Genomic DNA, 24,662 nt, shown 5'->3' with positions numbered 1-24,662 from the left:
TGTATGCTTTATTCAAAGTTCGCTTACTGAAATCTCTAGTAAATTCGATGGAAATGTCGCGATATAGCGAAGTAATCGCATAAGTACAGAATTTTGTGAACGTTTGCTATAATAGCAGAAATAAATAAAACGTAAAGTGGGGAAATGGGATGGCGTTTTCTTTTTTTAGGAGGAATAAATCAGTAGCTTTAAAAAATCAGGTGGAGTTTTGCATGACAAATTTATCGCTCGGCGCAGCAGATGTATATGATGTGCTGCTGGAGCGGGAAGATATTGAATTAACGGAATCCGGCTGTACTTCAAACTGTGAAATTTGCGAATGTCATCTATTTGCGATTGTAAATGGTGAACTGATCAAAGCAGAAGATGCCGAAACACTCTTACAAAATGTGGTAAATGAGCTGAAAGAAAATTCAGTTTTGTTTTAAACTGCCTAGCCGGGGAAAAAATATTACATAAATAGTTTTATGTGAACGGAACAATCGAAAACTTTTCACTAAAACTTTATAACAATATTTCAATAGAGGAGTGTTTCTTTCATGACAAATGTTGAAAATAAACAAGTTGGCGGTACACCCGCACAAACTCAGCCATCACAACCTGGAATCGAAAGCAAAATGAATCCATTACCAACACAGCCTTATGAATATACGGGAAGCGATAAGTTAAAAGGCAAAGTGGCAATTATTACGGGCGGTGATTCAGGAATTGGCCGAGCCGTTGCCATTGCCTACGCAAAAGAAGGGGCAAATCTTGTTATAAACTATTTGGAAAAAGAGCAATCCGATGCGGAAGAAACGAAACAACTGGTTGAAAAAGAAGGCGTTCAGGCGGTTCTTGTTGAAGGGGATATCGGTGATTATGAAACAAGTAAAAAACTTGTAAAGACAGCACTTGACCATTTCCAGCAAATTAATATTGTCGTAAATAATGCAGCGGTACAATATCCTGTCGATTCATTTTTAGATATTACGGTCGAACAATGGGACAAAACATTCCGTACAAATTTGGATGGTATTTTTTATTTATGCAAAGAAGCTGTTCCGCATTTGGGACAGGGAGATTCTATTATATGTACGACATCGGTCAATGCCTACCGAGGCCATTCGATTTTAATTGATTATACATCCACAAAAGGTGCGATTGTAGGCTTTGTCAGAAGTTTAGCACAAAATATAGCTGATCGAGGAATCCGCGTAAATATGGTCGCACCAGGACCGATTTGGACACCATTAATTCCTTCTACATTCGATGCGGATCAAGTAGCGGAATTCGGTACTGAAACACCATTAAAACGCCCAGGACAGCCGAGTGAGCTTGCTGGAGCATATGTGCTGCTGGCATCCCAAGACGGAACATATATTACCGGCCAATGTATCCATGTAAATGGCGGCGGCACTATGTGTTCATAAGCATGATCCAAGGAGTATATTGATTCGGTAAGTATACATGGTTAAAAATAGAAAGCTACTCCATTACGCATATGAGAGGACTCGTAATAGAAACGAATCTGCACTCATTTGCTTGGGGTAGCTTTTATTTTGTTATTCAAAAGGTGGTTGAAATATTTTCGGTAATGATGGTTTTGTCGTAATTTTCTCCTCAACTGGCTCCTGTTCTCGCCGGTTGCCTCGTGGATTTCCTCTTTCTCTCACTCTTTCTCTCTCTCTTGGCCGTTCCTGCGGCATTGAAACAGTAGAAGACTCCAGCGGGTCGGAAGTTTCTTTAAATCCTTTATATAAACGCCATAAAGCGGGCAGATTTTTAAACATTGGGGCTGCCTGCTGAATATATGGTGTGAACTTTTGGGCATTACTAAATAATGAGTTTGCTCCTGATAAAAACCCTTCGAGCTTCGGTGCACCTGCTGCACCTTGCACAGCTGCCTGAGGCGGAATTGGCATTTGGTTCATAAATTGACCAGCTCCAGGAATAGCTCCTATTCCAGGAATCGGACCTCCTCCTGGACTCGGGCCTCGCATCATGTATGGTGCATACATTGGAAAACGTGGTGCAACCGGCATTTGATTCATCATTCCTTGAGGTGGAAAGTAATAAGGTGGGCGCATAATAAACTCCTTTCTAAAAATCGACATGATATTTCAATTTTCTTTCATAAATTCGTCCCAACAGTTTGACGTTGAAACTATTTACCGTTATGATATGCAGATGGTCACTTAAATGTACGAATTATGGTACAATAGGAAAGATGTAAGGAGGTACGTGAATGTCAAAATATACTGATTATCAATTCAAGCCATTTTTGCAGGACGCCATTGCAAAGCTTGGATTTACAGAGCCGACACCCATTCAAAAAGAAATGATTCCACTCGTATTAAAAGGTAAGAGTGCAATCGGACAAGCTCATACAGGAACAGGAAAAACACATAGTTTTTTATTGCCGATCGTAGAGCGTATTGTAGAAGAAAAACAAGAAGTACAGGCGGTTATCACGTCGCCGACACGAGAACTGGCACAACAAATTTTTGATGCGTTAAACCAGCTTGTTGAAGGAACGGAAATTTCAACAAAATTATTTATCGGCGGTACGGACAAACAACGTACAATCGACCGATTAAAAACACAGCCTCAAATCGTTGTAGGTACACCGGGTCGTATTAAAGATTTGGTGAAAGAAAATGCATTGCTTGTTCACACTGCGCCGATTTTAGTTGTCGATGAAGCAGATCTGGCATTTGACATGGGCTTCATTGAAGATATTGACGGCTTTGCGTCGCATATGCCTGAAAAGCTTGAAATGTTCGTGTTCTCGGCGACAATTCCAGAAAAATTAAAACCATTCCTAAAGAAATACATGGATTCACCGATCCATATTCATATGAATGATAAACGTCCGGTGGCGGAAGGCATTGACTTTGTATTAGTACCTGTACGTTCGAAGGCACGTAATACACGTTTACTTGAAGTAATTAAGGGAATCAATCCATTCCTTGCTGTTATTTTCTGTAACACACGTAAAAATGCAGAATCGGTAGCGAGCTTTTTAGCAGAACAAGGTATCCGTGCAGGGCAAATCCACGGAGATTTAAGTCCGCGTGACCGTAAAAAAATGATGAAGCAAGTACGTGATCTTGAGTTCCAATATATCGTAGCAACAGATTTAGCTGCACGTGGTATTGATATTCAAGGGATTTCGCATGTCATCAACTATGAAATCCCGGAAGATCTTGAGTTCTTCATTCACCGTGTTGGTCGTACAGCACGTGCCGGCTCAAAAGGAACAGCGATTACGTTATTCCAGCCGGAAGATGAGGATGCAGTAGTACGCATCGAAAAAATGGGGATTCCATTTGTACAAAAAGATATTAAAAATGGCGAATGGTCTGACTTAAAAGACCGTCACCAGCGTGCAAGCCGTAAAGGTGAGCGTAAAGAAGATGAAATCGATGCAAAAGCCAAAGCCCTAGTACGTAAGCCGAAGAAAGTTAAACCAGGCTATAAACGTAATATGAAGTGGGAAATGGAAAAAGTGAAAAAACGCGAACGCCGTATTAAAGCGCGCCGCAACAATAACTAATTACACAAGGGGCTGCTTAGAATGATTTTTCTATGCAGCCTGTTTATTTGTTAAATGGAGGAAAATAGAATGTTATTAGGTTCACATGTTTCGATGAGCGGAAAAAAAATGCTGTTAGGTGCCAGCGAAGAAGCATTAAGCTATGGTGCCAATACTTTTATGATCTATACAGGAGCACCTCAAAATACGCGCAGAAAGCCGATTGAAGAGCTGAATATTATGAAGGGCCTGCTCCATATGAAAGAGAACGGACTATCCAACATTGTTGTCCATGCACCGTATATTATCAATTTAGGAAATACGACAAAGCCGGAAACTTTTGAACTTGGCGTAAACTTTTTGCAGGAAGAAATTAAACGTACTGCTGCATTGGATGCGACACAAATCGTACTGCATCCTGGTGCGCATGTCGGTGCAGGTGTTGATGCGGGTATTGAACGTATTGTAGAAGGTTTAAATGAAGTGCTGACACAGGACTACCCGGTACAGATTGCATTGGAAACGATGGCGGGCAAAGGCACTGAAATCGGTCGTACATTTGAAGAATTGGCACGTATTATCGATGGTGTGACAAACAATGAGCGCCTGTCGATTTGTATGGACACTTGCCATATTCATGACGCCGGCTACGACGTTGTAGGTGATTTTGACGGAGTGTTAAATGAATTTGATAAAATCATCGGGTTGGACCGTTTAAAAGTACTGCACATAAATGATTCGAAAAATGTGCGCGGTGCTGCAAAAGACCGTCATGAAAATATCGGTTTTGGTGAAATCGGTTTTGAGGCAATGCACTATATTGTTCATCATCCACAGTTAATGCATTTACCGAAAATACTGGAAACACCATTTGTCGGTCCGGATGCAAAAAACAAAAAAGCACCATATTTACATGAAATTGCGATGCTTCGCAATAGTGAATTCCAGCCAGCATTAATTGATGCAATGCGTGAATAATAAAAATAAGAAAAACATACTTGGCACAAATTTGATGCAAAGTATGTTTTTTTGCGTTTTTTATGACATAATTTGTTATAATAAGTTAACTGTAAATTAGCAATATTCAAAAGGAGGTATCAGTTGATGAAAAAAATATTTCAGCTCGTCATTTTGTTAGCGTTATTCTTTTCATTGCCTATTCAAAGTTTCGCATCGATCAATAGTGCGGTTACAACACATTTAGGGAAAAGTAATGCAGCAGTGACGATTCGTGACGCAGAGAGCGGGAAAATCGTCTATTCGCAAAACGGGGACAAACTGATGCGACCGGCTTCCAATATGAAATTGGTTTCGGGTGCTGCCGCATTGTCGATTTTAGGTGAGGACTATCGTTTTAAAACGAATTTATATATCGACGGAATTATTGTCAACGATACATTAAATGGAAATGTTTACATAAAAGGCAGTGGCGATCCGACATTAAAAAAAGATGATTTTTTAGAGTTTGCCAAAGAATTGAAGCGCATTGGCATTCGTACAATCAATGGTCATGTAATCGGTGATGATACAGCATTTTCCGGCAGTACATTACCACCGGGTGTTCTAAAGTCGGATGAGACGTATTACTTCGGTGCGCGTACTTCTGCGATTACGATGTCACAAAACAATGACTTTGATGCGAGTACAGTCATTATTACTGCAAAGCCTGGTAAAGTTGGAGCAAAACCGAGTTATTCGATCGAACCGAATTTGAGCGGTATGGTCATTTCCAATCAAGCAAGAACAGTTAGTAAAGGAAGTCGTAATACGATCACAATCAAGCGTGCCTACAACACGAACCGTATTATCATTTCCGGAAACCTGCCACAAGGGAGCAGCAAGAAGGAATGGGTAACATTGCAGGACCCGTCGAAAAATACAATGCAGGCAATTAAGCAGACGCTGCAAGGGACAGGTTTAAAATTTGTGAAAAGTTCGAAAGTGGAATTAGGAAAAGTTCCGAAAAAGGCAACATTGCTTTACACGAATGAATCACGTACGCTGGCAGCCATTTTCCCGGCATTTATGAAGCTGAGCAACAACAGTATTGCCGATATTCTTGTGAAGGCAATGGGTAAGCAGCAGCTAGGTGAAGGCAGTACGAATAAAGGTGCCACGTTACTGAAAAAATACAGTGCATCATTGAATATTCCTGTGAACAACTGGAGTTTTGCAGATGGCTCTGGACTGTCCAATTCAAACCGTGTAACGTCAAACGGACTTTCGCAGCTACTCTACAAAGTTCAAAATGAATCTTATTTCGGTACATTTTTTGATTCGTTGCCAGTCGCCGGCAATAAAGATCGCATGGTCGGCGGTACATTAAAAAGCCGTTTAACAAACAGTGCTTTGCAAAATAGAATTTATGCAAAAACAGGCTATATCCCGAATGTATATACATTATCTGGTTATATGAAAGGCCAAAGCGGAAAACAATATATCTTCTCGATTCTACTGGAGAACAAATCAAGTGGAAATGTATATATTGACCGTACAATGGCAGCGCTTGTAAAAAACTTATAGAGGGGCAAGATAGATGGAGAAATTACTTTTAACAGGATTTGAACCGTTTTTATCAAATCCGATCAACCCTACAATGGAAGTGGTACAGGCACTGAACGGAAAATCAATCGGTCAGTTTGAAATTGTTGGCCATGTATTGTCTGTCGACTTTGCAAAAGCACCGGAACAATTTTTGGCACTTGTCGAAGATGTAAAGCCCACGATTATCGTTTCACTAGGCTTAGCAGCGGGCATTACGAAGATATCTCCGGAACGTGTTGCATTGAATGTAAAGGATGGGGAAAAGGACAATGCAGGGAATGCATTTGAGGATGCACCTATCAAAGAAGATGGGGATGTTGCGTATTTGTCGACATTGCCGATCCGTAAAATTGTCAACCGTTTAAATTCTGCAGGTTATCCGACAGCAATATCGAATTCAGCAGGAACGTATTTATGTAATAATATTATGTATGAAGGCTTGTACTACGCTGCAAAGAATGAAGCAATCCGAGCTGCAGGATTTATTCATATACCTGCATCATTCGAGCTGGCGATCGATCACGGTCGAATTCCGGGTTGGTCAATGCGTGATTTAACAGCTGCCATTGAACTGGCACTTGATGTATGTGCAGAAAATATAGAGCTGGCACGGTAAGTATTTTCAGTTAAATTAATTTCCGGTTAACAAGAAAAGCAATTGTAAGTTGCTTTTCTTTTTTTATATTTTTTTGAAACTTTTCCTTAATTTTTCCGTCAGTACGTTGCTAAACAAAAGAAAAGGAGCGATTAACGTTGAAAAAGGCAATATTTACATTACTGATTATATTGTTTGTCGTGATGATAGCAACAAATCCGGTTCACGCAGCAGAAGAGAAATCTTTTGGTGATGTAACATATAAAATTGTTACACTTGAAAATGGTAAACAAGAGGTTCATATTACGGGATTGACGAAACATAAAAACCGCATTGTTGTGCCGGAAAAAATTGAGGGGCTACCTGTTGTTGAGCTAGTCGATCGTGCATTATATATGGATCGCTCGGATTATGCTTCTGATGGGACATATTCAGAGTGGGATATACCGGGCTATAAGGATCTCTATATTACTGAAGTTGAATTACCGAAAACGCTTAAAAGAATAGGCAAAGAAGCACTTGCCAATCACTTGATCGAAAAGATTTCTCTGCCGGATGGGCTGGAAGAGATTGGCCAAATGGCGTTTGCCGGCAATAACCTGACAAGTATTTCTATCCCGGCGTCTGTGAAAAAAATAGGCGGGGACATTGTTAGCGGTAATAGAATCAAAACGTATTCATTGCCGCCATCATTTAAAAAATCCGAAAGTATAAAATCCGGAAACTTTCTTTACGAAAAGTTTTCGCGTAATGGCAAAACAGAAATTCGGATTACAGGACATACATTTAAAAAAGCCCAAACAAAAATAACTGTACCAAATCAAATAAATGGATTACCCGTGACAGAAATCGGAGATTATGCATTTGCCTATCAAAGTAGCTTACTAGGACATGATATAGACTTTTCAAAACCTTTTATTAAAGAAGTAGTACTTCCTGAAACAATCCGTGTAATTGGAGATTATGGCCTGTCAGGAGTCTATTATGACAATATTAATCGTGATTTTTCATTACCACGTGATTTAGAAGTAATTGGAGATTATGCGTTTAAGGGGAACTATATTACGAATAAGGGCAATAATTTAAAACTGCCGCCAAAATTGAAAAGTATTGGAGATGGGGCTTTTCAGTGGAATAGACTGGTGGCTGTTACTATACCGTCTACGGTTACATCAATTGGAAAGTATGCATTTGAATACAATAGGTTAACGGACGTAACAATTGGCAGCAATGTAAAAGATATTTCAGCAGGCGCATTTAGTGGTAATGAAATTTCAAGTCTAATATTACCGAAACAGTTGAATTCAATTGGAGCAGAGGCTTTTGCCCATAATAAATTACGAAAATTAATTTTGCCATCTACAGTCAAATCAATCGGGGATTTTGCATTTACCTATAATGTTTTGGAGGATGTCTCTCTGTCCACTCATCTGCAGACAATTGGCGATGGTGCATTTATACAAAATAAGCTGACCGTCTTAAAAGTGCCGGGCGAAGTTAAAAATCTGCCATTCAATGTAATTGCAGATAATCCACTTCAGGCGGTTATATTGCAAGGATCTTCTACGAAAATATTATCGTATACGGCCTCACAAAGAGGTTTTAATACTACTTACTATAATGTGATGGAGAAGCTGGATAAATTGTACTTGGATAAAAACTTCAAGGAGGTTTGGTCGAATTGGGATACGGTCATTCCCAAACCTGCAACGTTATATGTAACATGGAAGGGACAAGAACCGGTTGTTTATGAAGGGGAAACGGGAGAACCGATTAAAGAGGAACCTACGGGCGAACAACCTGTAACGGATCAACCCGTTCCATCCAATCGCTCGTTTTCAGATACAGAAAATCACTGGGCGAAAGATACAATTGCCGATTTCGTGGCAAGGGGAATTATATCCGGTTATCCCGACGGTACATTCCGTCCGAATGATCCGATGCAACGCAAACATGTCGCGAGTATTTTAGTGAAGGTGTATGAATTAAAATCAGCACTAGCACCTGTTGAATTTAAAGATGTAACACCAAATCATCCAAACTATGCGGCTATTTCCAAATTGCAGCAAGCGGGGGTCATTCATGGTTCAGACGGTTTATTTAGACCAAATGATACACTGACACGCGGCCAAATGGCAAAAATTTTAGTGCTGGCATCGAACTTTACGCCAGGCGGGAAAAAAACATTCCCTGACGTTCCACGTACTTACTGGGCGCATGACTATATTGCTGCACTTGCAGATCTTAATATTGTGGGTGGAAGTAACGGTCAATTTATTCCGAACGGTGCTGTTACTCGCGGTCAATTTGTAGGAATGCTGGATAAGGCATTGAAAGTAATGGGGAAATAATAAGACAAAAAAATCAGCCGTGTTGCGGCTGATTTTTGTTTTTTTTAAGATTGAAAAATAATTTACGGAGAATTACAAAAAAATGTGTTCTGAAAATCCGTCTAAATTACAAACCGACTAACTTCATTAATTTTTTATAACGTCTATCCCCAAGCAGCTTCTGAATTTTTTTTAAAACTTCTTTTGGAACGCCGGTAAGAGCCCAACTAATATTGGCATGCTTCAGAATTTTTTGCAGCTTCTGAACTTCTTCAATGCTCAATTCAAGCCCCTGCTGTTTGGCGAAATCTTGCAGTTGCCTGTCATTCATTCCTTTCAGGTTATCAAGCCATTGTAACATTTGAATTGTCTTCATCCTTTCAAGTTTATCCCGCATTAACGGGTAGTAATTTATCTGCCTGGAAAGCGTATCGGCAGAGCCAAGACTCCCGCCTCTAGACTTAAGCAGGGCGAAAAGGATAGGCGGGAGGTCAACTACCCGTAAAAGCCCGATTGGTTAAACTAACTTTCAGTGGGGGATGAGAAAAATCCCCCCTGATTGAAGTTCAACTTTAATTCCTTTACATGAACAAAAAACTGCATTATACTAACATGATGTAAATCGTAATGATTTTGAATTAGAAAGAAGCGAACGAAATGAAAAAACCATTGATAGAATTGAAAGATGTTTCCTTTCAATATGAATACACACAAGCATTGAAAAATATTTCACTACGTGTCAATGAAGGCGATTTTTTAGCATTAATTGGGCAAAACGGCTCCGGTAAATCGACACTTTTGAAATTAATTTTAGGACTGTTAAAGCCTATGTCAGGGGAAATTAAATTATTTGGTGAAAAAGCAAGCCATTTTAAACACCGCGAATGGATTGGCTATGTTTCGCAAAAATCCAATGCCTTTAACTCGGGGTTTCCTGCAACGGTCGAAGAAGTCGTGAAAAGTGGTTTATCGCAAAAGGTAGGGCTGTTTAAACGCTATCCAAAAGATGCGGATATTTTGGTGAAAGGTGCTTTAAAAGATGTCGGCATGGAGAAATTTCTAAAACGGAATATTGGACAGCTTTCCGGCGGGCAGCAGCAGCGTGTGTTCATTGCACGTGCTTTAGTGTCGGATCCGAAGCTTCTTATTTTGGATGAACCGACAGTCGGAATTGACCGAGAAAATGTGCAGGCATTCTATGATATGCTCGCACATTTAAATAAGCATCACAATATGACGATGATTTTAGTTACCCATGATGTGGACACGGTTTCGGATCGTGTCAGTCATGTAGCGTGCTTAAATCAGTCGATTCATTTCCACGGGTACAAAAATGATTTTGATACGATTTCGGAAGAACAGATTGCTAGCTGGAACGGCCACTCTGTTCGAAAGATTCATTAAGAGGAGCAGGCCGTTATGATTGAAGCTATATTAGACTATGAATTTTTACAAAATGCCTTTTTCTCAGGGCTAGTTATTGGAGTAATCGCACCATTGCTTGGTGTATTTATCGTAGTAAGACGTTTATCGCTAATTGCAGATGCACTGTCGCATGTAACACTGGCGGGGATTGCCGGGAGCCTGTACTTGAGCCAATCGTTTGCAGCGCTGGCTTTGCTGAACCCGATTTATTTAGGGATTATCGCGTCTGTAAGTGGTTCGATCTTAATTGAACGATTACGCCGACTATATAAACATTATGAAGAACTTGCGATACCAATTATTATGTCGGGCGGAATCGGTGTGAGTGCCATTTTAATATCACTTGCAAGCGGATTTAATACCGATTTAATGAGCTATTTATTTGGCTCTGTATCGGCTGTATCGCGTCAGGATCTATATGTTGTGCTGGCAATTGCAGTCGTAGTTGTATTATTTTTGATTCTATTTTTTAAAGAGCTTTTCGTATTGTCATTCGATGAGGAATATGCGAAAGCGAGCGGTTTACCTGCGAAATGGATTCATTTATTGTTCATGATCGTTGTCGCACTCGTTATCGCAGCAAGTATGCGTATTGTCGGGATTCTGCTTGTTTCAAGCTTAATGACATTGCCGGTAGCTGCAGCGATGCGTTTAGCTCGCGGTTTTAAAGAAGCAATTATTTTAGCGATTGTATTTGGAGAGCTGGCAGTAGTAATCGGACTCATTTCTGCATTTTACCTGAACTTGGCACCGGGTGGAACAATTGTTGTCACATCCATTTTAATCTTGTTATTAGTAATTTTAATCAAAAAGCTTGTTTTGAAATTCACAATTAAATCGGAAGGGGAAGAGGTACTGTGAATGCAGCGCGCGCATGGGAAATATTAAAGGATAATGGCTATAAAAAGACGGATAAACGAGAGTTGATTTTGGGTATGTTTGCAGCTACAGACAAATATTTGACTGCCCGTGATTTGTTATCAGTATTGAAAAAAGATTTCCCTGGGATGAGTTTCGATACAATTTACCGAAACCTCGCTACTTTCGTGGAGCTTGATATTTTAGAAGAAACAGAATTAAACGGTGAGCGTAACTTCCGTATGCATTGTGAGTCGGATCATCATCACCACCATTTTATTTGCCGTGATTGCGGGAATGTAAAGGAACTGTCTGTTTGCCCGATGGAAATGCTCGGTGAAAAGCTGCCGGGTTATGCTGTAGAAGCACACAAATTTGAGATTTATGGCAAATGTCCGGATTGTTTGTAAATTTCCATTGCATATTTCTGTTAATATGCTAAAGTGATTAAGACAAATTGAATAAATTTGCAGGAAAAAGATGCATTATGCATAAATGGGAATTCGGTGTAAATCCGAAGCTATTTCCGTAACTGTAAGCGTTGATGAAAATAAGTGTGAGACCACTGCTAATATAGCGGGAAGGTACTTATGAGTAAAGTGAAACGCAGAGCCAGGAGACCAATCTTTTTCTTATCGTAACATCCCTCTTCGGAATTAAAGAGAATGTACGGCAGTCACTGATCGAATGAGCATCCTTTTGCAGCACTCTTTTCTGATTTTTGAAGCCATCCATTTTCTTGGGTGGCTTTTTTTCGTACACTCATAATTTCGTGAGGCACTACTTGAAGTGAGGGGAATTTTATGAAAAAGGATATCCGTTTTTCCTGTTATCCGTTTATGCGGGAAAAATCAAGCTGCGTCGACTATGAAATCCGCACCGATTCTTTAACAACGCGAATCGGTACAGTCTTTCCGACGTTAGTTGATGATGCTTCCGGTCAGCTCGTTTTGGAAGATTTGAGGAGAATCCAACCGTTAGCTTACCATGCCAATGGTTCGGTACGCGGTAAATTAGCCATTACATTTGAGGATTTGCAATGGCTAAGCGATCGATACGATTTTTATGTAAGTGAAGTTGGAGAAGCGATTCAGCAGTTTGTACTGCCACAAGGAATCGAAAGTGCAGCAAGACTGCATATTTGCCGCAGTGAGGCGAAAAAGTCTTACAGGGCATTACATAAAGTGAGCGAAGAAAGAGAAGTGGATGAAATTTTGTTTGATTTTCTCGGGCTGCTTGCCAATGTGTTTTTTGTCATGGCGGTCTTTATGAATCAGCAGCATCAACAAGAGGAAATTCCATTCATCTCAAAATCTTATCCGACGAAAAAGAAAAAAGGGGTTGCAACAAATGAAATTTAACAACAAATGGATTGTTGCTTTAGCGGCAACATTATTATTAGCAGCATGCGGATCAAATGATGAAAAATCAGAAAATAACGTAAAAAAAGAGGAACAGTCTGCTTCGAAAAGTGAAGGTGCACCGTATACAGTTGTTGATGATCGTGGTGTTGAAGTAACATTCGATGAAGTACCGGAAACGATTATTTCCCTGCAGCCTAGCAATACAGAAATTTTGTTTGAGCTGGGTGTAGGTGAACAAATTATCGGGGCAACAGAATATGATACATATCCGGAAGCCGCACAAAAAATTGAGCGTGTGTCGACTTCAACTGCCATCAATGCAGAGCGAATTCTGGAATTAAATCCGGATGTCGTTGTTGCCTATACAATCGGGGAGGAAGCACAAATTGCCCAATTGGAAGATGCAGGTTTAAAAGTGTTTGTAATTGCTTCGGCTGCGACATTTGATGATGTATATTCGGATATTATCCAACTGTCCGAAGTAATGGATGTAAAAGAAAAAGGCGAAGAAATTGTAGCCGACATTAAAGCACAAATCGAAACAGTACAAGAAAAAACAGCGACAATCGATACGAAGAAAAAAGCATATTATGAAGTTTCGCCAGCTCCGGATCTTTGGACTACCGGCAGCAGTACGTTCCAGCAGGAAATAATGGATCACGCCAATGTTGAAAATATTTTTGCTGATCAGACGAGCTGGATTAGTGTGGCGGAAGAAGATGTCATTACTCGTAATCCTGAAATTATTATTACACCGGCAACCTATATGGAAAATGCAGTTGATGAGATTCTAGGACGCACTGGTTGGGATAAAATACAGGCAGTTTCAGAAAAGGCGGTTTATCTAGTCGATGGAGATATTATGTCCCGTCCTGGACCGCGTATTGGTGAAGCCGTTAAAATTATGGCACAATCAGTATACCCGGAACTATTTAAATAAGTATAGAATAAAAGGACATGCCTAAGTTTAGGCGTGTCTTTTTCAATTAACTTCATTCAGCGGGTATCACTGAATGAAGTTAATTGGCTTCCGGCGGATGTCACGACTTCGGTAATGAATTCTTTGCGCTTTAGCGCAAAGTCGAATACGGACGCAATTACGCCGAGGCGTAATTGATAAAATAAGGAGGGATACGATTGATTTTTATAACCGGTGGTGTACGCAGCGGCAAAAGTGCTTTTGCAGAAAAATTTGCTAGGCAGTTAGGTGAAGAAAAGACGCTCTACTATGTGGCGACAGGTGTATCCTTTGATGAGGAAATGAAAAAACGAATTATCCGCCATCAGCAAGACCGCGAAAATCAGAACGCCCATTGGAACACAGTTGAAATGCAAGTACAGATTCCTTTTACGATCGAGCAGCTTTCAAATAATGATGTTGTGCTTTTTGAATGTGTGACAACATGGCTTTCGAATGTACTGTATACATATGAACAAATAAATGAAAATAGCGAGTACATCGATAATTGTATCGAATCACTGCAAAAGCAATTGCTAACTTGGCGGAAGCAAGGTGCTACAATAATAGTTGTATCAAATGAAGTGCTGGATGAACTGCCATCACAGTATGATGAGGTAAATTTGTACCGCAAATTGCTAGGTGAGCTTCATCAATGGATTGTCCAAAATAGTGATGAAGCATATGAAGTACAATTTCAGCTTGTACAGCGATGGAAGTAAGGAGGAACCAAGTTGAAAAATAGTTGGAGCGGTTTTTTGTTAGCTTGGCAATTTTTTTCGGCAGTGCCGATAAAAAAACAGCTGGATATGAATGCCAAGTCTGTTACATGGATGTATGGATTTTTGCCGATTGTCGGTTTACTTATCGGGTCCATCATTAGTGGTGGTGTATTTATACTATCTCGTTATAGTGAGGTTTCGGAGTTGCTGTTGGCGATTTTGATTGTGATCGGATTGATCGTTCTGACAGGTGGATTGCATTTAGACGGCTGGATCGATATGAGCGATGCGTTCTTTTCCTATGGAGAAAAGGAGAAACGGCTGGAGATATTAGATGATCCGCGAACAGGCGCATTTGGGGTACTTAGTGTTTTTGGTTTACTTGTATTAAAAATCGGCGTTATTTATGAAATGTTGACGTATGGGCAATTGGCGATTGTGCCATTTTTAATCTTTATTCCTTTTATAGCGCGAATGGGGATGCTGCTCTATTTTGTAACGATGCAGCCGGCAAAAGAAAAGGGACTCGCTGCTTATTTTAAAGGGATCGTCATTCGAAATAAGCTTGTTTTTCTGATCGTTTTACAAAGTATTCTAGCATTTGTAAGCTGGTTTTACATTGGCGTATTCAGCTTATTTATTTTAGTTATCGTGATGCTGGTCGCCGTTGTTATTTACCGGAAATGGTCAAGGAAACATTTTGGCGGTGTAACAGGCGATTTACTCGGTGCGCTCGGTGAAGGATTGGAGGTTGTCCTATGGCTCACGATATTACTGTGCATTTAATCAGGCACGAAAAAACGAAAGCAAATACAGAACGGAAATATATTGGCTGGACAGATGAGCCTATACTGAAAAAAGTGGAAGCTGAGATCGATTTACAGCCAGGTATTGTTTATGGGAGCGATTTACGGAGATGCCGTGAAACTTCACAATGTTATTTTCCGAATGCCGAATTTATCGCTTCTCAAAATTTGCGTGAGCTGCATTTTGGGGACTTTGAAATGTGTACATATGAACAATTGCAGCATAATGGAATATACCGGGCTTGGATTGATGACCCCAATAATCATCCGATTCCAAACGGTGAAACCTTTTTCCAGTTCAAGCAGCGTGTATTGAAAGGCTTTCGTGAAATTGTAAATGAAAAGAAAGAATATACGCTGATTGTACACGGAGGAGTGATTCGGTTATTACTTGCCGTTTACGGGGTAAAAGCGCAATCCTTTCAGCAAACAGTGGCCAATCATCGAACGATCTACTCACTTGGCTGGAATACGATAGAGGAATTCATAGGAGGTGCGAGATGTACGTTATACTCGGAGGCGCACATAACGGTAAACGAAAATATGCAGAAAAAGTGATTGCGCAGTTACCGGAAAAAGAACTGATTATTTATGAAGGATACTTACCACAACCGGAAGAAATAAAAGAAAACGAGCGTTACATAATAAGCAATTTTGAACAGATGATTTTACCGTATCTTCATGAATCCGAAGAAAAGGTAGCACAGCAAATTTTCGGACAGATTATGCAAATTGCTGAACAGGCAGAACTGATCTGTATTTGTACAGATACGAGCCGCGGTGTTGTCCCGCTTGAAAAAGAAGCACGGCAATTAAGAGATACTTGCGGTCGGCTATACCAGAAGCTTTGCAATGAGGCACAGACGGTCATTCGTGTATGGTACGGCATACCACAAATTTTAAAAGGAGATTCTCATGAGCAAAACTAAATTACGTTTAATTATTTTAACAGCATTAATTGCGGCTATTTGTGTAATTGGAAGTTTTATTAAAGTGCCGGTAGGGGTCGTGGCAACAGCTGCACTCGATTCTGCTCCTGCTTTAATTAGTGCAATCTTTCTACCGCCAGTCTTTGCAGGCGCGGCAGGAGCACTTGGGCATGTCGCGACAGGATTTACATCCGGTTTCCCGCTAGGCATTTTACATCTTTTAATTGCGGCGGAAATGTTTGTGATTGTTGCGATCTTTGTAGTTATGCATCAAAAAGGCCTTCATATTTTAAAATGGATATTTGTCATTATCGCAAATGGTATTATTGCACCGATTCCATTTTATTTTCTTATTTCTCCGGCATTTTACATCGGCTCGATTGCCTCATTAACAATTGCGACAGCTGTAAACTGCCTTATTGCAATACTTGTCATGCCTGTATTGAAAACAGTTGTACAGCGAGTAGGGGTTAATGTATGAGAAACTCGATAGAAGTGAACGGGTTAGTCGTTTCGATTGATAATTCGGGTTGTATCGGCACAAAAGAGCACGATATTGTACAGGTACCAAATGAAGTGACCGCCTATTTTACAGCACGTACTGCTATTTTAGAGCAGCTTTGCGCGGGTGCCATCCCGGTTCAATTATTAATGGCCAATTTCTCGGGCGATGATGTATGGTCAGAGTATGAGCAAGGGTTTAAAAGAGCATTTTCCGAAATGGGGTTGGAAATGCCTCCTTTAATGGGCTCGAGTGAAACGAATTTTCAGTCGCTTCAGTCGGCGGTCTCTCTTACGATGCTTGGAAAAAAACAATTCGAACGGAATACGGATCGTTGTGAGTTTTATGTTATCGGCGAACCGCTTGTCGGAAATGATGTGATAGTAAATCCACATAAAATTGCACAGTTAAATGAGGTGTATGAAGGACTGATCAATGGCATCATCCAAGCAATATGGCCAACAGGTTCTAAAGGGGTTGGGGCAGAAATTACACGTTTTGCCGGAGAAAGTTATACAGCCGATGTCAATTTAACCGATTCGGCAGGTCCATCATGTGCAGTTTTGGCTGCTGTGAAAAACGAACATGAAGAAACGTTCTTACATAGCATAACAGCACCTGTTAGAAAACTTATAAAAGTAAAAGAGTGATTGGGTAGAAATTTGCTCGAAAACTAATAAAACTGCTAGAATAAAATATTTTTTGACGGAAATTAAAAAATACTAAATTTTCTAAAAATAACATGGTATGATATAGTGTATCAACTTAAAATTAGTTAAGGAGCATGAGATTATGACAACATACCAAATTACAACTGAGTTATCAACAAATAGAAAAGAAAAAACACCTGCAGAACAGCTTGGTTTTGGTAAGATTTTTACTGACCATATGTTTGTTATGGATTATGAAGATGGAAAAGGATGGCATAATGCAACAATTACACCATATGCTCCGATTACATTAAGTCCTGCTGCGATGGTATTCCACTATGGACAAGCGGTATTTGAAGGGTTAAAGGCATATATGACAGAAGATGGGGAAGTCCAGTTATTCCGCCCGGACCGAAACTTCCAACGTTTAAATACTTCTAATGCACGTCTTTGCATTCCGCCGATTGATGAGGATTTTGCATTAGAAGCATTAAAAGAATTACTTCGAGTAGATCGCGAGTGGGTTCCGACAGCGCCAGGTACATCACTTTATATTCGACCATTTATTATTGCGACAGAGAGCTATTTAGGTGTAAATCCTGCGAAAAGCTATAAATTTATGATTATTATGTCACCGGTTGGCTCTTATTATAAAGAAGGCATTAACCCGGTTAAAATTTTAGTCGAACAGCAATATGTGCGTGCAGTAGTTGGCGGTACAGGTGAAGCGAAAACAGCCGGCAACTATGCGTCGAGCTTAAAAGGATCGGAAATTGCTGCGCAACAAGGCTATTCTCAAACATTATGGCTGGACGGGAAAGAAAATAAATACGTAGAAGAAGTCGGAAGTATGAACATCTTCTTTAAAATTTCAGGAAAAGTAATTACGCCTGCATTAAACGGCAGTATTTTACCAGGGATTACACGCGATTCGATGATTGAAGTATTAAAATCAAAAAATATCCCGATTGAAGAGCGAGCAATTGCCTTTGAAGAAGTTGTAGAAGCTGCTAAAAACGGCACATTGGAAGAGGCGTTCGGTACAGGAACTGCCGCTGTAATTTCGCCGGTAGGGGAGCTGAAATGGCTGGATGATGTCATTTCTGTCAACAATGGCCAAATCGGTGAAGTAACACAAATGCTTTACGATACATTAACAGGCATCCAGTACGGTAAAGTTGCCGATACATTTGGCTGGACGGTTAAAATCTAATAAAAAGAAAATACAGCATTTTCCGTTATGGAAGAATGCTGTATTTTTTATTGAACAACTTATTTTTCAAGTATTTCTTCTACTCGTGAGAAGTCTTCGCGAGGAATTATTGCCGATTTTTCAAACGCATTTTTTCCGACATATGTTTCGATTAGTTCTTTTACATCAATACCGGAAGATGCTTTTAATGTTTCCTGCAAGCCAGCCATTAAATCCGTCGCATAGCCCGTTACTTTACCAGCGCCGCCGTTTGTACCGCCCCCTGTATCCACAACTGTAATCTTGTCGATATTCGAAAGTGGACTAGCAACTTGTTTTGCGTATTCTGGTAACATTTTAACAATCATATCAAGGACAGCTGCCTGACCGTACTGTTCAAACGCTTCCGCAATTTTCTCTTTCGCTTCCGCTTCCGCAAGACCGCGTAGACGGATAATTTCTGCCTCCGCCGTACCTTGTGCACGCTCTGCATCTGCTTTCGCAAGACCATCTAAACGAATGCGCTCTGCTTCAGCTTGTGCCTGTGCTTCAATACGGTACTTCTCCGCATCTGCCTGCGCAAGCTCTTTACGTTTTTGTGCTTCGGCATTTTGTTCGATTGCATAACGATCCGCATCTGCCTTTTTCTTCACTTCTGAATCGTATTGCTTTTCACGACGCAGAATTTCTTTTTCTTCTAATTCGATTTGCTTTTGACGCTCAATGATTCGTACTTGCATTTCCTGTTCCGTTACTTCCTGTTTAGCACGTGCAGATTCCAATTCGTACGCCTGATCGGCACGGGCTTTTGCAATGTCCTGCTCGCGGCGGTATTCTGCCACTTTTAACTGATTATTTTTCTCGGCTTCTGCAATCTCAGTAGCACGCTCTAATTCGGCCTGTTGCGCTTCCTGAGCTGCTTGAGCACGTTTAATACGTGTTTCTTTATCTGCTTCCGCTGTTGCGATATCAGCATCACGCTTCACTTGAGCAATTCGCGGTTTACCAAGTGAATCCAGGTAACCATTTTTATCGCGCACATCTTTAATCGTAAATGATACAATGATCAAGCCCATTTTCGCTAAATCCTGAGATGCGACACGTTGCACTTCCTGCGAGAATTTATCACGGTTTTTATAGATTTCTTCTACCGTCATCGAACCTAAGATCGAACGTAAGTGACCTTCCAGTACTTCGCGTGCTTCACTTTCGCGTTCCTGTTTATCTTTTCCTAAAAATTGCTCGGCCGCTGTTGCAATTTCCGAAATTGAGCCACCGATTTTAATGATTGCTGTTCCATCTGCCATTACAGGAACGCCCTGCTCTGTATAAACTTCCGGAGTCGTTACTTCTAATTTACTTGAAAGTAGACTTAATGGTTTTGCCTGCTGGAAAACCGGGAATACAAATGTACCACCACCGCGGATAATTTTAATACGATTTCCTGAATCGTCGGTATGTACATTTTTGCTGCCTAAATAACTACCTGTTACGATTAATGCTTCATCCGGACCAGCTGTGCGATATTTCATAATATAGACGGCTACAAGAGCGACAATTAGAAATACGACTACCCCAACTGCTATTAAAATTCCTGATATACCTGCCAAACCTGACATAAAAATTCCTCCCTGTTTCTAAAAATGAATTTCTTCTTTCTCATAAATCGCGACCATTGCTGTACCATCACGCATCTCAATAATTAAAACCTGTGTGTCATACGGTATCTCTACTTGATGATAACTTGCTGCACGCTTTGATATAATGCCGTTTGCCGTTTCGATCACCATTTCCCCAAAACCATCAAGAGGAACGGGCACAATAACTTTTCCTGTCTGACCTTCAAGCGATTCATCTGTATAGGCAAGGGACACTTCGGCTGAACGTAAAGGAACGAGCAGAAAAAAATAGAGAAGCGCTGTCAATAAACTTGCAATTAAAAGAGCAATGATGAATATGATGAAACTTGTTAATCCTGTAAACTGTTCCAACAAGTAACCCGCAGCCGAAGTGAATGTAATAAACGATAGGATTACAGCCGGTTCAAAAAATGGCGTTCCATCGATGGACACATCTGCAATATCTGCAAAAAATAAGTAAAGAATAGTGCAACACCCAATAACGATTAAGATGAATAAATAAATGGTTTCAATGGAATAACCAAACAAGTTGCCACCTCCTTCATGCTATTTATATAAATTTACGGATAAGTTGGGAAAAAGTTTCAATTTTTTAACAAAATAAAAAATGTATGCCAATTTAAGTGATTGACATACATAATGCGCAGATAATTTACTTCATTTGGAAATCATTTTTAATCTGAACCGTAAGCGGACTGGTTTGTTCTATGTAATCCATCATTAAATCGGGAATGAATTTGTCCGCCTCTCGAATAGGCTGTTTTTGAAACATCGGCAACTGGTGCGCCCCTGTAGCACGGTAACTATTGACGGCAACTTCAAAAATCTCATTATCCTGAATGGGATTTCCTTCAAAAGTCAGCTTTGTGACGCGTTGACCTGTTTGTCGGCGTAAATCAATTGTATAATCAATGCCGCCCCACAGATCGTAAATATACGGCTGAGGCTCCGGATAGTACACAGCCATACTAAAATCGATTTGCCCTTGGTCATTTAGCGCAAAGACAGCTGCACTTTGTTCAATCGCCCGGCGGATTTCAGCGCCTGTCATTTGGATGACGAGCAGTCGGTTTGCCCGGGGGAGGTTATGTAAAACATCTTCACGGGTTATTCTCTGAGGAAAGCCCCCTTGTGAATGGTAGGGCAGTTCAATAACAGAAATTTGGGCACCGGTGTAATGAAGCTGCATATTATGTAGCGTTTGTGTATATGCGGTCATTTTTGTTCGGGGCGTAAAAAAGTCTGCATAGGTAAGCGCTTTATCCGCTGTTCCGATCGGTTGCTTTTTCCAGGCATCAAATCCGGGGAAGGACTGCATTTTTAAGGCAGGATCAACTTGGATGATAGCTGGTTCAAAAGAAAACGCATCATCTTCCACAGTGACATCAATTTGTGCAAAGCAATGTGCATTTGCACCAGGTTGAACAACAGCGACACCATTTTGCACTGTGGCAATTTCCAGATGCTGATGTCCTGTAATAAATAGATCAATACCTTCTATTTCATGAAGCATACGATAGCCTTCGTTTTCACCTTGTTCCAGATCAATAAGGTGGCCGCTATGAAGATCGCGTTCAAAACCGCCATGATAGCTTAAAATGACAAGCTGTGCTTTTTCCACATCGCGAATATGCTTTACGGTGTTTTTCGCACTTTCAAATGCGTTTTCGAAATGCAGATGCTTTGTCGATCCACATTCATCCCAGTTTTCTGTGAAATGAGTTGTGATCCCTATGACAGCAATACGTAGCCCGTTTATTTCCTTAATAACATACGGTTGGGCAAACCCCGGGATATTTGCGGCAATCCAAGGAAAACTGCATGCATCACGGATCGATTGTATTTTTTCGGGAGAATAGTTGAATTCATGATTCCCGAAAACTGCGACATCATAGCCAAGTTTGTTCGCAAGTTCGATTTGCGGGTGAAGTTTTTCGACAATATAATCATAATAATAGCTTAAATGACTGCCCTGCAAAAAATCGCCATTATCGATTAATAGTGCGGGCTGTCTAGCAGCAATCATTTGCGCAAGCTGTGAAAAACGTTCTGTATGTCCATGAATATCGCTCGTCGCAATAATAGTAAATTTCATTGAGATAACTTCCTTAATATTTCATTTTCCTTATTATAGCGTGAATTATTGCACAACAGTTCTGAAAGTGCTTAAATAAATATATGAGCAGTTTACGCTAAATTATAGGAGTTGGTAATCATGATTACTGTAACAAACCGTATCCAAGTAAAAAAAGGTTTTGCCGAAAAAATGGCCCCACAATTTGTACAACCAGGTCCATTACAGGAATTTGAAGGTTTCCAAAAAGTAGAAGTTTTAGTTTCAACGCAATTTGAAGAATATGATGAAATGAGCGTTGTTATGTACTGGGATTCAAAAGAAAACTTTGCTGTATGGCGTGAAAGTGATGCATTCAAACAATCTCATAAACGTCCATCTGAAGGTGAAGGCGGCGGCCACCACCAAGGTGACTCACCAATGCTAGGTTCACAAATCGTGATCGCCGAAGTAGCAGGCACAATCTCAAAATAGTCCAAAGGGGTGTCCTAATGTTTTCGTTAGGACACCTTTATACTATACATACTTTTGATTGAAATACATATTATCGATGCATTCACAAATAGTGAATGAAAAACAGAAGGGTGTTTTAAATGTCGAACATGGAGCAGTATTTTTATGACGGGCAGTTTTTGAAATGCTATGAAGAAGCGAAATGCCAATTACAAAGCGGCGAAAATGAACAGGCAACCCAATTTTTAAAAGTCTTCGAAAAATACGAGTATGAAAAATTTCCGAAGCCGACCGTACAGATTTCGCAAAGTGTCGAACGTGCGAATGAAAGCTATCCGGAAAATGATGAGCTTGAGCAATTGCGGGCAATCAAGGATGAACAGCAGTTTTCAGCAAAAGTCAAACAGCTTGAAGATGATGCACGAACAGCGGATGCGGAACGGAAAGCGCAGTCGTTTTATGTACAGGGGCATCTTTTTTTAATGGCGCACCATTATGATGAAAGTGTGCACTGCTTTATGGAAGCGGTGAAGCATCATCCAAACAAGGCATTGTATTACGGGGTAGCTGGACAGACGATGAACCGTTTTAACTGGTCGCCGTTTGATGTGATGGTCTATATAGAGCGGGCAATCGAACTGGACCCGGAAAATGCAAGATGGTACTGGAATAAGGCGCTCGTTTTAACACAGCTTTACAAAGATTTGAATGCCGAACCGTTTTTGGAAAATGCTTTGATTGCCATTGAAAAGGCAATCGAGACATGCCGCGAAGATCAAACATCGCTACGTTCAGGCATAGACACAACATTGGAAAATTTGAAAGAATATCTTTTCAATTAAAGAAGGACCAGCAGATGGAGGAAAAAGCATGAAGTTTTTATCTTGGAAAGGTATTTCGATCTACTTAACAATCATTCTATTTTTACTCATTTTTATTCAGATTCTGGACTGGAATAAAGGGAATGAAAAAGAGGCCCAATATGCAGTAGAACTGGAAAAAGCGTATATAGATCTGGTCGATTTTCAGACGTATATTTTGAACGAAGAAGTGCAAATCGATGACAACAAGCATGTGTTGACGATGTATGAAAAAAACTTTCAATATCAGCTAAGCATGTTCATTGATATTTTCGGTAATAAAAAAGTGGATGATTTAAACCTATTTGATTCCTATAAACAAATCGATGAGGCATTATCATCATTTTATGAAGCAAAAAATGCGGAACAGCAGGGACAGGCACATGAACAGTTGATCGATGCGAAACATTCACTGTTTACTATATTGAATGATTTGAAATAATATGGTCTGGGGCTCACGAACGCTTTGCAAGGGAGCGGGGCGTGGGCTTTTTATAAAGCTGACACATTAAATGACACCCCGGAAACTTATAAAATTCGGATCTTCTCGAAAAAACGCTGAAAGTTCTAATATCCGTGCAGGAAGTTCTAATAAAACCGGAAAAGTTCCAATATATGGACGATCTTCTAATATATGATGCGGTTTTTCTAATAAGTGCATCCGATTTTCTAATATCGCTGTCAGAAGTTCTAATATGTCTCTCCGATTATCTAATAAACCGAAAAAAGTTCTAATATAACAATGCCGGTACATTCCATAGCTCCCCTGAAACCCTATAAAGACCGGTTCTTCGACCAAAAACACCTGATTTTCTAATAAAGCCATCAGAAGTTCTAATATGTCACACCGATCTTCTAATAAACCGAAAAAAGTTCTAATAAATCAAAGCTGATGCATTCAATAACACCCCAGGCACTTATAAACCCGGCTCTTCACAAACAAAAGTCGAAAGTTCTAATATCCGTGCAGGAAGTTCTAATAAAACCGGAAAAGTTCTAATATATGGGCGATTTTCTAATATATGATGCGGATCTTCTAATAAGTGCATCCGATTTTCTAATATCGCTGTCAGAAGTTCTAATATGTCACTCCGATTTGGTCTTCCGTCAATATTTCGGACAAACGTTAAGAGACTTTTTTGCTACCGCCCTTCGGTTGCTCTGCTTTTCATCCCTCCATGCCCAGACCTGGGCATGGAGGGATGAAAACCCTGTAAGAGAACTTTATGAGGCATTTTGACAA

At 40.2% G+C, this 24,662-nt stretch carries 28 protein-coding genes and 1 riboswitch; of the genes, 22 read left to right on the top strand and 6 right to left on the bottom strand.

All coding sequences use genetic code 11. From position 1 onward, the window contains the following. The first annotated feature begins 149 nt into the window (after positions 1-149). Positions 150-428, top strand: a complete 279-nt coding sequence (locus CBM15_RS00140; RefSeq protein WP_087615300.1) for a YuzB family protein — start codon at positions 150-152, stop codon at positions 426-428. 111 nt (positions 429-539) lie between these two features. After that, positions 540-1,412, top strand: a complete 873-nt coding sequence (locus CBM15_RS00135) for an SDR family oxidoreductase (RefSeq protein WP_087615299.1) — start codon at positions 540-542, stop codon at positions 1,410-1,412. A gap of 132 nt (positions 1,413-1,544) precedes the next feature. Here CBM15_RS00135 and vrrA read toward each other — a convergent pair whose 3' ends face one another. After that, positions 1,545-2,069: a VrrA/YqfQ family protein gene (gene vrrA, locus CBM15_RS00130; protein WP_087615298.1), complete on the bottom strand. Its 525-nt coding sequence runs from the start codon at positions 2,067-2,069 to the stop codon at positions 1,545-1,547. Positions 2,070-2,227: 158 nt separating this feature from the next. Here vrrA and CBM15_RS00125 point away from each other — a divergent pair, with 158 nt between their 5' ends. The 5 genes from CBM15_RS00125 (at position 2,228) to CBM15_RS00105 (ending at position 9,007) form a co-directional block, all read left to right on the top strand. Then, positions 2,228-3,538 carry a DEAD/DEAH box helicase gene (locus CBM15_RS00125; RefSeq protein ID WP_008408017.1) on the top strand — a complete coding sequence of 437 codons (1,311 nt, stop codon included), beginning with the start codon at positions 2,228-2,230 and terminating at the stop codon, positions 3,536-3,538. Between the two features lie 69 nt (positions 3,539-3,607). Further along, on the top strand, positions 3,608-4,495 hold the full coding sequence (locus CBM15_RS00120; RefSeq protein ID WP_087615297.1) for a deoxyribonuclease IV: 888 nt from the start codon (positions 3,608-3,610) through the stop codon (positions 4,493-4,495). A gap of 126 nt (positions 4,496-4,621) precedes the next feature. Beyond that, positions 4,622-6,040 carry a D-alanyl-D-alanine carboxypeptidase/D-alanyl-D-alanine endopeptidase gene (dacB, locus tag CBM15_RS00115; protein WP_087615296.1) on the top strand — a complete coding sequence of 473 codons (1,419 nt, stop codon included), beginning with the start codon at positions 4,622-4,624 and terminating at the stop codon, positions 6,038-6,040. A gap of 13 nt (positions 6,041-6,053) precedes the next feature. Then, positions 6,054-6,677: a pyroglutamyl-peptidase I gene (locus tag CBM15_RS00110; RefSeq protein WP_087615295.1), complete on the top strand. Its 624-nt coding sequence runs from the start codon at positions 6,054-6,056 to the stop codon at positions 6,675-6,677. A 137-nt stretch (positions 6,678-6,814) separates the two neighbouring features. Next, positions 6,815-9,007, top strand: coding sequence for a leucine-rich repeat protein (locus CBM15_RS00105; RefSeq protein WP_087615294.1), 2,193 nt, complete (start codon positions 6,815-6,817; stop codon positions 9,005-9,007). 106 nt (positions 9,008-9,113) lie between these two features. Here the strand turns inward: CBM15_RS00105 and CBM15_RS00100 are convergent, their stop codons facing one another. Continuing rightward, positions 9,114-9,347: a hypothetical protein gene (locus CBM15_RS00100; RefSeq protein ID WP_008408021.1), complete on the bottom strand. Its 234-nt coding sequence runs from the start codon at positions 9,345-9,347 to the stop codon at positions 9,114-9,116. Positions 9,348-9,643: 296 nt separating this feature from the next. On the opposite strand from CBM15_RS00100, the gene CBM15_RS00095 reads away from it, so the two are divergent. From CBM15_RS00095 to CBM15_RS00040, 12 genes are all read left to right on the top strand, one after another. After that, positions 9,644-10,390: a metal ABC transporter ATP-binding protein gene (locus CBM15_RS00095; protein WP_087615293.1), complete on the top strand. Its 747-nt coding sequence runs from the start codon at positions 9,644-9,646 to the stop codon at positions 10,388-10,390. A gap of 15 nt (positions 10,391-10,405) precedes the next feature. Beyond that, the gene (locus tag CBM15_RS00090) at positions 10,406-11,272 is read left to right on the top strand and encodes a metal ABC transporter permease (protein WP_087615292.1); all 867 of its coding nucleotides are present in this window, start codon (positions 10,406-10,408) and stop codon (positions 11,270-11,272) included. Further along, positions 11,269-11,679 carry a Fur family transcriptional regulator gene (locus CBM15_RS00085; RefSeq protein WP_014824390.1) on the top strand — a complete coding sequence of 137 codons (411 nt, stop codon included), beginning with the start codon at positions 11,269-11,271 and terminating at the stop codon, positions 11,677-11,679. Before CBM15_RS00090 ends, CBM15_RS00085 begins: the two co-directional genes overlap by 4 nt. Positions 11,680-11,730: 51 nt before the next feature. After that, a riboswitch (cobalamin riboswitch) is annotated at positions 11,731-11,912 on the top strand. 160 nt (positions 11,913-12,072) lie between these two features. Further along, positions 12,073-12,630, top strand: a complete 558-nt coding sequence (locus CBM15_RS00080; protein WP_087615291.1) for a hypothetical protein — start codon at positions 12,073-12,075, stop codon at positions 12,628-12,630. Beyond that, positions 12,620-13,573 carry an ABC transporter substrate-binding protein gene (locus tag CBM15_RS00075; protein ID WP_087615290.1) on the top strand — a complete coding sequence of 318 codons (954 nt, stop codon included), beginning with the start codon at positions 12,620-12,622 and terminating at the stop codon, positions 13,571-13,573. Before CBM15_RS00080 ends, CBM15_RS00075 begins: the two co-directional genes overlap by 11 nt. A gap of 197 nt (positions 13,574-13,770) precedes the next feature. After that, the gene (locus CBM15_RS00070; protein ID WP_087615289.1) at positions 13,771-14,313 is read left to right on the top strand and encodes a bifunctional adenosylcobinamide kinase/adenosylcobinamide-phosphate guanylyltransferase; all 543 of its coding nucleotides are present in this window, start codon (positions 13,771-13,773) and stop codon (positions 14,311-14,313) included. Positions 14,314-14,325: 12 nt separating this feature from the next. Further along, on the top strand, positions 14,326-15,099 hold the full coding sequence (gene cobS / locus CBM15_RS00065) for an adenosylcobinamide-GDP ribazoletransferase (protein ID WP_087615288.1): 774 nt from the start codon (positions 14,326-14,328) through the stop codon (positions 15,097-15,099). Next, positions 15,072-15,677: a histidine phosphatase family protein gene (locus CBM15_RS00060; RefSeq protein WP_087615287.1), complete on the top strand. Its 606-nt coding sequence runs from the start codon at positions 15,072-15,074 to the stop codon at positions 15,675-15,677. The genes cobS and CBM15_RS00060 overlap by 28 nt, the downstream gene beginning before the upstream one ends. Further along, entirely contained in the window at positions 15,620-16,048 is a 429-nt protein-coding gene (locus tag CBM15_RS00055) for a bifunctional adenosylcobinamide kinase/adenosylcobinamide-phosphate guanylyltransferase (protein ID WP_008408033.1), read from the top strand. Before CBM15_RS00060 ends, CBM15_RS00055 begins: the two co-directional genes overlap by 58 nt. Continuing rightward, a complete protein-coding gene (locus CBM15_RS00050) occupies positions 16,035-16,529 on the top strand; it encodes an ECF transporter S component (protein ID WP_087615286.1) in 495 nt (164 codons plus the stop codon). Before CBM15_RS00055 ends, CBM15_RS00050 begins: the two co-directional genes overlap by 14 nt. Continuing rightward, positions 16,526-17,200 carry a hypothetical protein gene (locus tag CBM15_RS00045; RefSeq protein WP_087615285.1) on the top strand — a complete coding sequence of 225 codons (675 nt, stop codon included), beginning with the start codon at positions 16,526-16,528 and terminating at the stop codon, positions 17,198-17,200. The genes CBM15_RS00050 and CBM15_RS00045 overlap by 4 nt, the downstream gene beginning before the upstream one ends. 142 nt (positions 17,201-17,342) lie before the next feature. Continuing rightward, complete coding sequence (locus CBM15_RS00040) at positions 17,343-18,413, top strand: branched-chain amino acid aminotransferase (protein ID WP_087615284.1); 1,071 nt, start codon at positions 17,343-17,345, stop codon at positions 18,411-18,413. Between the two features lie 59 nt (positions 18,414-18,472). On the opposite strand, the gene CBM15_RS00035 is transcribed toward CBM15_RS00040, so the two are convergent. From CBM15_RS00035 to CBM15_RS00025, 3 genes are all read right to left on the bottom strand, one after another. Continuing rightward, complete coding sequence (locus tag CBM15_RS00035; RefSeq protein WP_087615283.1) at positions 18,473-20,011, bottom strand: flotillin family protein; 1,539 nt, start codon at positions 20,009-20,011, stop codon at positions 18,473-18,475. A gap of 18 nt (positions 20,012-20,029) precedes the next feature. Beyond that, positions 20,030-20,560 (bottom strand): NfeD family membrane protein, encoded by a 531-nt coding sequence (locus CBM15_RS00030; RefSeq protein ID WP_087615282.1) that lies wholly within the window; start codon positions 20,558-20,560, stop codon positions 20,030-20,032. A gap of 124 nt (positions 20,561-20,684) precedes the next feature. Continuing rightward, on the bottom strand, positions 20,685-22,127 hold the full coding sequence (locus CBM15_RS00025) for a bifunctional metallophosphatase/5'-nucleotidase (RefSeq protein ID WP_087615281.1): 1,443 nt from the start codon (positions 22,125-22,127) through the stop codon (positions 20,685-20,687). 120 nt (positions 22,128-22,247) lie between these two features. On the opposite strand from CBM15_RS00025, the gene CBM15_RS00020 reads away from it, so the two are divergent. The 3 genes from CBM15_RS00020 (at position 22,248) to CBM15_RS00010 (ending at position 23,861) form a co-directional block, all read left to right on the top strand. Beyond that, positions 22,248-22,580, top strand: coding sequence for a heme oxygenase (locus CBM15_RS00020; protein WP_087615280.1), 333 nt, complete (start codon positions 22,248-22,250; stop codon positions 22,578-22,580). A gap of 119 nt (positions 22,581-22,699) precedes the next feature. Further along, a complete protein-coding gene (locus CBM15_RS00015; protein ID WP_087615279.1) occupies positions 22,700-23,401 on the top strand; it encodes a tetratricopeptide repeat protein in 702 nt (233 codons plus the stop codon). A gap of 28 nt (positions 23,402-23,429) precedes the next feature. Further along, positions 23,430-23,861, top strand: a complete 432-nt coding sequence (locus tag CBM15_RS00010; RefSeq protein ID WP_087615278.1) for an iron ABC transporter substrate-binding protein — start codon at positions 23,430-23,432, stop codon at positions 23,859-23,861. Positions 23,862-23,927: 66 nt separating this feature from the next. Here the strand turns inward: CBM15_RS00010 and CBM15_RS00005 are convergent, their stop codons facing one another. After that, complete coding sequence (locus CBM15_RS00005; RefSeq protein WP_140405544.1) at positions 23,928-24,245, bottom strand: hypothetical protein; 318 nt, start codon at positions 24,243-24,245, stop codon at positions 23,928-23,930. Positions 24,246-24,662: the final 417 nt, after the last annotated feature.

It is taken from the genome of Solibacillus kalamii, assembly GCF_002174535.1.
GTDB classification, from domain to species: domain Bacteria; phylum Bacillota; class Bacilli; order Bacillales_A; family Planococcaceae; genus Solibacillus; species Solibacillus silvestris.
The sequence above is the reverse complement of the archived record's forward strand: the minus strand, read 5'-3'. Positions and strand labels throughout refer to the sequence as shown.

What these genes read in the sequence shown, in the direction of transcription:
- CBM15_RS00020 (WP_087615280.1), top strand. Translation starts at nt 22,248, where the DNA reads ATGATTACTGTAACAAACCGTATCCAAGTAAAAAAAGGTTTTGCCGAA.
- CBM15_RS00110 (WP_087615295.1), top strand. Translation starts at nt 6,054, where the DNA reads ATGGAGAAATTACTTTTAACAGGATTTGAACCGTTTTTATCAAATCCG.
- CBM15_RS00080 (WP_087615291.1), top strand. Translation starts at nt 12,073, where the DNA reads ATGAAAAAGGATATCCGTTTTTCCTGTTATCCGTTTATGCGGGAAAAA.
- CBM15_RS00095 (WP_087615293.1), top strand. Translation starts at nt 9,644, where the DNA reads ATGAAAAAACCATTGATAGAATTGAAAGATGTTTCCTTTCAATATGAA.
- CBM15_RS00050 (WP_087615286.1), top strand. Translation starts at nt 16,035, where the DNA reads ATGAGCAAAACTAAATTACGTTTAATTATTTTAACAGCATTAATTGCG.
- CBM15_RS00135 (WP_087615299.1), top strand. Translation starts at nt 540, where the DNA reads ATGACAAATGTTGAAAATAAACAAGTTGGCGGTACACCCGCACAAACT.
- CBM15_RS00025 (WP_087615281.1), bottom strand. Translation starts at nt 22,127, where the DNA reads ATGAAATTTACTATTATTGCGACGAGCGATATTCATGGACATACAGAA.
- CBM15_RS00055 (WP_008408033.1), top strand. Translation starts at nt 15,620, where the DNA reads ATGTACGTTATACTCGGAGGCGCACATAACGGTAAACGAAAATATGCA.
- CBM15_RS00090 (WP_087615292.1), top strand. Translation starts at nt 10,406, where the DNA reads ATGATTGAAGCTATATTAGACTATGAATTTTTACAAAATGCCTTTTTC.
- CBM15_RS00120 (WP_087615297.1), top strand. Translation starts at nt 3,608, where the DNA reads ATGTTATTAGGTTCACATGTTTCGATGAGCGGAAAAAAAATGCTGTTA.
- CBM15_RS00045 (WP_087615285.1), top strand. Translation starts at nt 16,526, where the DNA reads ATGAGAAACTCGATAGAAGTGAACGGGTTAGTCGTTTCGATTGATAAT.
- CBM15_RS00035 (WP_087615283.1), bottom strand. Translation starts at nt 20,011, where the DNA reads ATGTCAGGTTTGGCAGGTATATCAGGAATTTTAATAGCAGTTGGGGTA.
- CBM15_RS00040 (WP_087615284.1), top strand. Translation starts at nt 17,343, where the DNA reads ATGACAACATACCAAATTACAACTGAGTTATCAACAAATAGAAAAGAA.
- CBM15_RS00060 (WP_087615287.1), top strand. Translation starts at nt 15,072, where the DNA reads ATGGCTCACGATATTACTGTGCATTTAATCAGGCACGAAAAAACGAAA.
- CBM15_RS00005 (WP_140405544.1), bottom strand. Translation starts at nt 24,245, where the DNA reads ATGGCTTTATTAGAAAATCAGGTGTTTTTGGTCGAAGAACCGGTCTTT.
- CBM15_RS00015 (WP_087615279.1), top strand. Translation starts at nt 22,700, where the DNA reads ATGTCGAACATGGAGCAGTATTTTTATGACGGGCAGTTTTTGAAATGC.
- vrrA (WP_087615298.1), bottom strand. Translation starts at nt 2,069, where the DNA reads ATGCGCCCACCTTATTACTTTCCACCTCAAGGAATGATGAATCAAATG.
- dacB (WP_087615296.1), top strand. Translation starts at nt 4,622, where the DNA reads ATGAAAAAAATATTTCAGCTCGTCATTTTGTTAGCGTTATTCTTTTCA.
- CBM15_RS00140 (WP_087615300.1), top strand. Translation starts at nt 150, where the DNA reads ATGGCGTTTTCTTTTTTTAGGAGGAATAAATCAGTAGCTTTAAAAAAT.
- CBM15_RS00125 (WP_008408017.1), top strand. Translation starts at nt 2,228, where the DNA reads ATGTCAAAATATACTGATTATCAATTCAAGCCATTTTTGCAGGACGCC.
- CBM15_RS00075 (WP_087615290.1), top strand. Translation starts at nt 12,620, where the DNA reads ATGAAATTTAACAACAAATGGATTGTTGCTTTAGCGGCAACATTATTA.
- CBM15_RS00010 (WP_087615278.1), top strand. Translation starts at nt 23,430, where the DNA reads ATGAAGTTTTTATCTTGGAAAGGTATTTCGATCTACTTAACAATCATT.
- CBM15_RS00100 (WP_008408021.1), bottom strand. Translation starts at nt 9,347, where the DNA reads ATGTTACAATGGCTTGATAACCTGAAAGGAATGAATGACAGGCAACTG.